We start from the raw sequence: 5,919 nt of genomic DNA, 5'->3' as shown, positions 1-5,919 counted from the left end.
ACAAAACCCGCTTTCAAGGCAACCAAGTAGAAGCACTGAAAGACATTCATTTTACGGTGGACAAAGGTGATTATGTCGCTATCATGGGTGAGTCGGGGTCTGGGAAATCCACTCTGCTCAATATTCTTGCCATGCTAGACAAGCCAACCGAAGGACGTGTCTTTCTTAATGGCACCGACACCGCGACAATCAAAAACAGTCAGGCTTCGAGCTTCCGTCGGGAAAAATTAGGTTTCGTTTTTCAAGATTTCAACCTGTTAGACACGCTCTCGGTCAAGGACAATATTCTTTTGCCGCTCGTCCTATCGCGCCGTCCCATCACGGAAATGATGCAAAAGCTAGTTACAATTTGTAACGAATTGGGAATTAACCAACTGCAAGAAAAATATCCCTATGAAATTTCAGGTGGTCAAAAGCAACGGGTGGCAGTGGCACGAGCGATTATTACTGAGCCGGAGATTTTATTAGCGGACGAGCCAACTGGGGCGCTTGATTCAAAATCCTCTGCGGCGCTTTTAGATGTATTTGATGACATTAATGATCGTGGTCAAACGATACTTATGGTGACGCATTCGACAGCGGCGGCAAGTCGCGCCAAACGTGTGCTCTTTATCAAGGATGGGATTTTGTACAATCAGATTTTCCGAGGCGACAAGACGGAGCGGCAGATGTTCCAAGAGATTTCTGATACCTTAACGGTCATGGCAAGCGAGGTGAATGATTATGTTCAAACTAACGAATAGATTAGCCATCTCAAATCTGGTAAAAAACCGTAGTTTATATTATCCTTTTGCGTTGGCAACGATTGTAGCAACAGCAATTTTATATAGCTTTGTATCACTTGCTCACAGTCCAAACTTAGAAGCTACTTACGGTGGTACTGCGGCTCGTATGACTCTACAATTTGGTATTTCAGTCATTCAAATTGCAGTTCTTATCTTGATTACTTATGCCAATAGCTTTGTCATGAAAAATCGTTCCAAAGAGTTAGGATTATACAGCATTTTAGGAATGGAGAAACGTCATTTGTTGCTGATGACTTTCTTTGAAATGTTTTATTTCTCTCTAGTGACTATTGGACTTGGACTTGCTTTGGGTCTCCTTTTAGACAAAATCCTTTTTGCCGTTTTACTCAAATTCATGGGAATGAAAGTAGTCATTGCCTCGACCTTCCAATGGTTAAATGTCTTTATTGTTTTAGCCAGTCTAGGTCTTGCCTTTGTGTTGATTCTATTTTTAAATTCCACGCGTCTGCTTCGGTACAGCTCGCTTCATTTGATGAAAGAAAAGAAGGCTGGAGAGAAGAAAGGACGATTTCTTGGTTTGCAGACACTTTTAGGACTTGGACTTCTTGCTGTGGCTTATTATATTGCGCTCACAGTTGAGAAACCAGTTGCTGCGATTTTTAATTTTTTTATCGCAGTTCTCATGGTTGTTTTAGCAACCTATCTTCTCTTTAATGCAGGAACGATTACGCTTTTGCAATTCTTAAAGAAACGAAAGAGATACTATTACAAAATACAAAATTTTATTTCTGTTTCGAATTTGATTTCTCGTATGCGTAAAAATGCTGCAGGTCTGGCTACAATTTCTATCCTTTCAACTATGCTGTTAGTAACCTTGGTTGGCTCTATTAATATCTATGTGGGTGGGAAAGATTATATGACTTCTTTGCATCCAAAGGATTATAATATTTCAATTACAAGTAGAACGATGGCTAAAAATGCTGCAATTTTACAGGCGGTAAAAGACGTAGTGCACAAAAAAGGGATACGTGATGCTAAGTATGAAGATTATAGTTATCAAATTTCTTCTATTTCAAAAATCAATGGCAATCAGCTAACGATTCCTGAAAACACAGCTAGATTAAATGTAGAAGAAGCTCAAAAATCAATGGCTACTTTCCTTGTCATTAGCTCTCAAGAGTATGAAAAAATGGCTGGGAGTAAGGTTAATTTAACGGATAATGAAACGCTTCTTTATACCAAAAATCTTCAAATCAATCAAAAACAAGATCTGACCATCAATGGGAAATCGTGGAAGATCAAAGAGCGTTTGACAACAGATTTTGCACATGGAAAGATTGCCAATGCATCCAGTATGGTATCGCAAAAAATGATGTATCTGGTTGTCAATCAACCAAGTCAAGTGGGTTTGAAAGACGGTTACACGTATTTTATTGGTATTCAATCGGCTAATAAAAAGGTTAATCTGCAAGAGAGTATTTTTAATGCTCTTCATAATCAGCAAGGGAAAGAAAGTAAAATTATCAGTGTTTCTGAACGTTATCGCATTGAAAAAGAATATCAGGGTGTGATTGGGACTCTTCTATTTATCGGAATTTTCCTTTCGACGATTTTCCTACTTGGAACAGTTCTTGTGATTTATTACAAACAAATTTCAGAAGGTTATGAAGATCGTGAAGGCTTTATCGTTCTGCAAAAAGTTGGACTGGATGAAAAGCAAACGAAGGCAACGATTCGGAAGCAAATCGTAACAGTTTTCTTCTTACCACTTATCTTTGCCTTTCTTCATATCGCTGTTGCTTTTCATATGTTGCAGCTGATTGTAGCTCTCTTAGGTGCAACAAATATACCATTACTCATTCAAACAACGATAACCACTTGCGGTGTCTTCCTCTTAGTTTACATCTTAGTGTTTGTAATGACCTCCAGAAGCTACCAAAAGATTGTAGCACAATAAGTATTTTGAACCATTCGTTTTTTGGCGAGTGGTTTTTATCTTGTAAATCTGACTTCTTATCTAGCTAGTAGAACCTCTTATCCAAAAGTGCGAGATTTTTTTAAAAGTGAGGAGTATGATAAGTTCGTAAAATAAATTATTGGAGGAACGTTATGCTACTAGAAACACGCCATCTTAGCAAAGTCTATGATAATAAGCAAGCTGTGAATGATTTGAATCTTCAGATTGAAACAGGAAGTTTTACCGCTATTTTAGGACCAAACGGTGCTGGAAAGTCTACAACGATTCAAATGTTGACAGGACTTTTGCAGCCTACGGCAGGAGAGATACTGTATGATAACCCCATTAAATTAGGTGTTGTTTTCCAAAACAGTGTTTTAGATGACATGCTAACGGTGCAAGAAAATTTAGAAATTAGAGCAGGTCAATATAAGGATATTGATAAAGGAAAAGTTGATAGCTTAGTGAATCAATTGGGATTGCAAAATTTCTCAACGCAATTATATGGGACTTTATCAGGTGGACAAAAACGACGAGTGGATATTGCCCGTGCTCTGCTGAATAGCCCAAATATTCTCTTTCTTGATGAACCAACTACTGGTTTAGATATTCAAACTAGGAAAGCCATTTGGGAGCTGATTCACCAGTTGCAAATAAAAGAGAAGATGACGGTTATCTTAACCACTCATTATTTAGATGAAGCAGATGATGCAGATATGATTTATATTGTGGATCACGGTCAAGTGACTGCCAAAGGTTCTGCTAATCAGATTAAAGAGCAATATGCTCAGAATTTTCTCAAGGTATTCGTGACCGATACTGCTGATTTTAAAGAAATTTTGAAGGAAGAGATTCCTTTTGAGGAAGTAAGAGTGAATGAACTGTTGATTCACCCAGAAACGACAGAAGAGGCTTTAGAGATTCTAACGTGTGGTCGCTCTTTTATTCGACAATTTGAATTTCGACCAGGAACAATGGACGATGCTTTTATGGCGTTGACAGGAAGAGAGGTACGTTAAAATGATAATGATCATTAAAAGAAATTTTTTACTATATTTTCGTAATCGTAGTGGAGTGGTTTTATCCCTTCTTGGAGCCATGATTTCCTTTATATTATACTTAGTTTTTTTGAAAGCAAATATCAAGACCTCTTGGAGTCAAGTCCCTCATACCAATCAGTTATTGGATTCGTGGTTGATTGGTGGAACGCTTGCCATTACAGGGTTAACCACAACCTTTTCGAGTTTTTCCCAACTAGCGAAAGATAGAGAAAGTAACGTAACACAAGACCTAGTTCTGACAGATTTGGGACTCTGGGGCTTGTCTATCAGTTACCTTCTGAGTACTGCCATCATTGGATTTTTGATGCAGATCATCATGTTTACTATCATGGAAGGCTACTTTATCTGGGACGATCAGATTGTCGTTGATTGGACTTTGCTTCCTCAAATCCTCCTTATTATGGTGCTCAATGCACTCTTATGTTCGATTTTCAATGGTATCCTTGTGAATCACTTCAAATCAGTAGATACGCTTGGAAAGCTAGCAACGATTATCGGAGCTGCCTCTGGTTTCTTAGTTGGAACCTATATTCCAATAGGGGTTCTTCCGTCATTTGCTCAAACGATAATGAAATGTACTCCCTCCACGTATATTGCTTCTCTCTTTAGACAAGTAATGATGAAAGATAGTTTAGCTACTGCTTTTCATCATAATACAGCAGCGCAAGATTATTTTGAAAAGATGATGGGCATTCAATTAAAGTGGGAATCTCTATTGACAATGAAAGAAACATACTATATAGTTGTAGTAGTTTTAGTTGCCTTGCTTGTCATTTGGACAATCCAACAGTTTGCTACCAATCGGTGGACTAAAACTGCTTAAATTGATAGAAAGTTAGAGAAATTTTTTGCAGACTAAATTCAAAATGAATCCAACCATTCCTTCAAATGATCCACTTGTTGTGATTCAAGCGGACGAGTTAGAAGCTGAAGCCAAAGAAATTTTTGAATATTTACATCAGTACAAGTCGTTTTATGTGAATGCTATTCCCATTAAAACAGATGATAAAATTGTCATGGTAAAGACGGATCAGATTATTTTGGCAGACATCAATCAGACAACATTGATGGTGTATTGTGTGGATGGTATCTATGCGACGACCGAAACACTCACACATTTTCAAAGTCGGGTTAATCGTAAAAACTTTATTCAAATTTCAAAACACGCTGTCATCAATATTGACCATTTGTTATCATTATCGGATAGCTTTTCAGGAAATATGACGGCTAGATTGACAAACAAAATTAAGTCAAGTGTCAGTCGGAAATACGTCAGATTGTTAATGGATTATCTCGGTTTGTAGAAAGGAACAAACATGAAAAAAATTGTAGTGTCTATGCTAGAAGGTCTGCGCACTGGTTCCTTGGTTTATTTACTTGTCTTAGCTTTTCGGATTCAAGAATCCCAAGCGACAACTGCTAATATCATCAGTATCTTGATAATGAGTGCTTTGATTGGCTTATTTACTTTACTATTTGAGGTTGAAAATTTTTCTTATTTGCTACAGTTAACGATTCATTTTTTCCTAACTTTAATTGTAGTTTGTGTGATGATGATTTATAATGGCTGGGATTTCAATCTTGTGCGAGCTGAATTTTGGCTAGATTTCATTGTTATTTATATTTTAATTTGGCTATTTGTTCGCTTAGATATTTATCTAAAAACAAAGAAAATCAATGAATCACTTGTAAAATTAAGAAGAAACCGTACAAAAGAATAGCTTAGGTCTTGTAGTTATATCCAGAGGGCTGGGGACACATTTGTCCAAGCCTTTTTTCTTACAAAAATGTAAGATAAAAGTCAAAAATGAAAGGTTAAAGTATGGAAAGTTACTTTTCTTTTCAGTATGATAGATATATATAAATTGTTAGGAGAAAATGATGACACTATTAGACGTACAACACGTGAAGAAAATTTACAAAACCCGCTTTCAAGGCAACCAAGTAGAAGCGCTGAAAGATATCCATTTTACAGTAGATGAGGGCGATTATGTCGCTATTATGGGGGAATCTGGCTCTGGGAAGTCCACTCTGCTCAACATTCTTGCCATGCTAGACAAGCCAACCGAAGGACGCGTCTTTCTCAATGGCACGGATACAGCGACGATTAAAAACAGTCAAGCTTCGAGCTTCCGTCGGGAAAAATTAGGTTTCG

Annotated in this window: 7 protein-coding genes; all 7 read left to right on the top strand. The window is 37.4% G+C overall.

Annotated features, from left to right (window positions below; all coding sequences use genetic code 11):
- On the top strand, positions 1–743 hold a 743-nt coding region (locus tag HMPREF2887_RS05290), incomplete at its 5' end, for an ABC transporter ATP-binding protein (RefSeq protein ID WP_084740773.1).
- On the top strand, positions 724–2,703 hold the full coding sequence (locus HMPREF2887_RS05285; protein ID WP_021001419.1) for an FtsX-like permease family protein: 1,980 nt from the start codon (positions 724–726) through the stop codon (positions 2,701–2,703). The genes HMPREF2887_RS05290 and HMPREF2887_RS05285, both read left to right, overlap by 20 nt.
- Positions 2,704–2,855: 152 nt before the next feature.
- Entirely contained in the window at positions 2,856–3,722 is an 867-nt protein-coding gene (locus tag HMPREF2887_RS05280; RefSeq protein WP_021001420.1) for an ABC transporter ATP-binding protein, read from the top strand.
- A gap of 1 nt (position 3,723) precedes the next feature.
- Positions 3,724–4,587: an ABC transporter permease gene (locus tag HMPREF2887_RS05275; RefSeq protein ID WP_021001421.1), complete on the top strand. Its 864-nt coding sequence runs from the start codon at positions 3,724–3,726 to the stop codon at positions 4,585–4,587.
- A 25-nt stretch (positions 4,588–4,612) separates the two neighbouring features.
- The gene (locus HMPREF2887_RS05270; RefSeq protein ID WP_037590258.1) at positions 4,613–5,068 is read left to right on the top strand and encodes a LytTR family DNA-binding domain-containing protein; all 456 of its coding nucleotides are present in this window, start codon (positions 4,613–4,615) and stop codon (positions 5,066–5,068) included.
- 12 nt (positions 5,069–5,080) lie between these two features.
- On the top strand, positions 5,081–5,485 hold the full coding sequence (locus HMPREF2887_RS05265) for a DUF3021 domain-containing protein (RefSeq protein ID WP_021001422.1): 405 nt from the start codon (positions 5,081–5,083) through the stop codon (positions 5,483–5,485).
- 160 nt (positions 5,486–5,645) lie between these two features.
- Positions 5,646–5,919, top strand: a 274-nt coding sequence (locus HMPREF2887_RS05260; protein ID WP_148131501.1) for an ATP-binding cassette domain-containing protein, incomplete at its 3' end; no start/stop codon positions are given.

The organism is Streptococcus sp. HMSC071H03, from assembly GCF_001813035.1.
Classification (GTDB): Bacteria; Bacillota; Bacilli; order Lactobacillales; family Streptococcaceae; genus Streptococcus; species Streptococcus anginosus.
This window is presented reverse-complemented; position numbering and strand designations above follow the sequence as displayed.

Excerpts from the sequence above, each read along its gene's own strand:
- HMPREF2887_RS05285 (WP_021001419.1), top strand. The coding sequence starts at position 724 with ATGTTCAAACTAACGAATAGATTAGCCATCTCAAATCTGGTAAAAAAC.
- HMPREF2887_RS05280 (WP_021001420.1), top strand. The coding sequence starts at position 2,856 with ATGCTACTAGAAACACGCCATCTTAGCAAAGTCTATGATAATAAGCAA.
- HMPREF2887_RS05275 (WP_021001421.1), top strand. The coding sequence starts at position 3,724 with ATGATAATGATCATTAAAAGAAATTTTTTACTATATTTTCGTAATCGT.
- HMPREF2887_RS05265 (WP_021001422.1), top strand. The coding sequence starts at position 5,081 with ATGAAAAAAATTGTAGTGTCTATGCTAGAAGGTCTGCGCACTGGTTCC.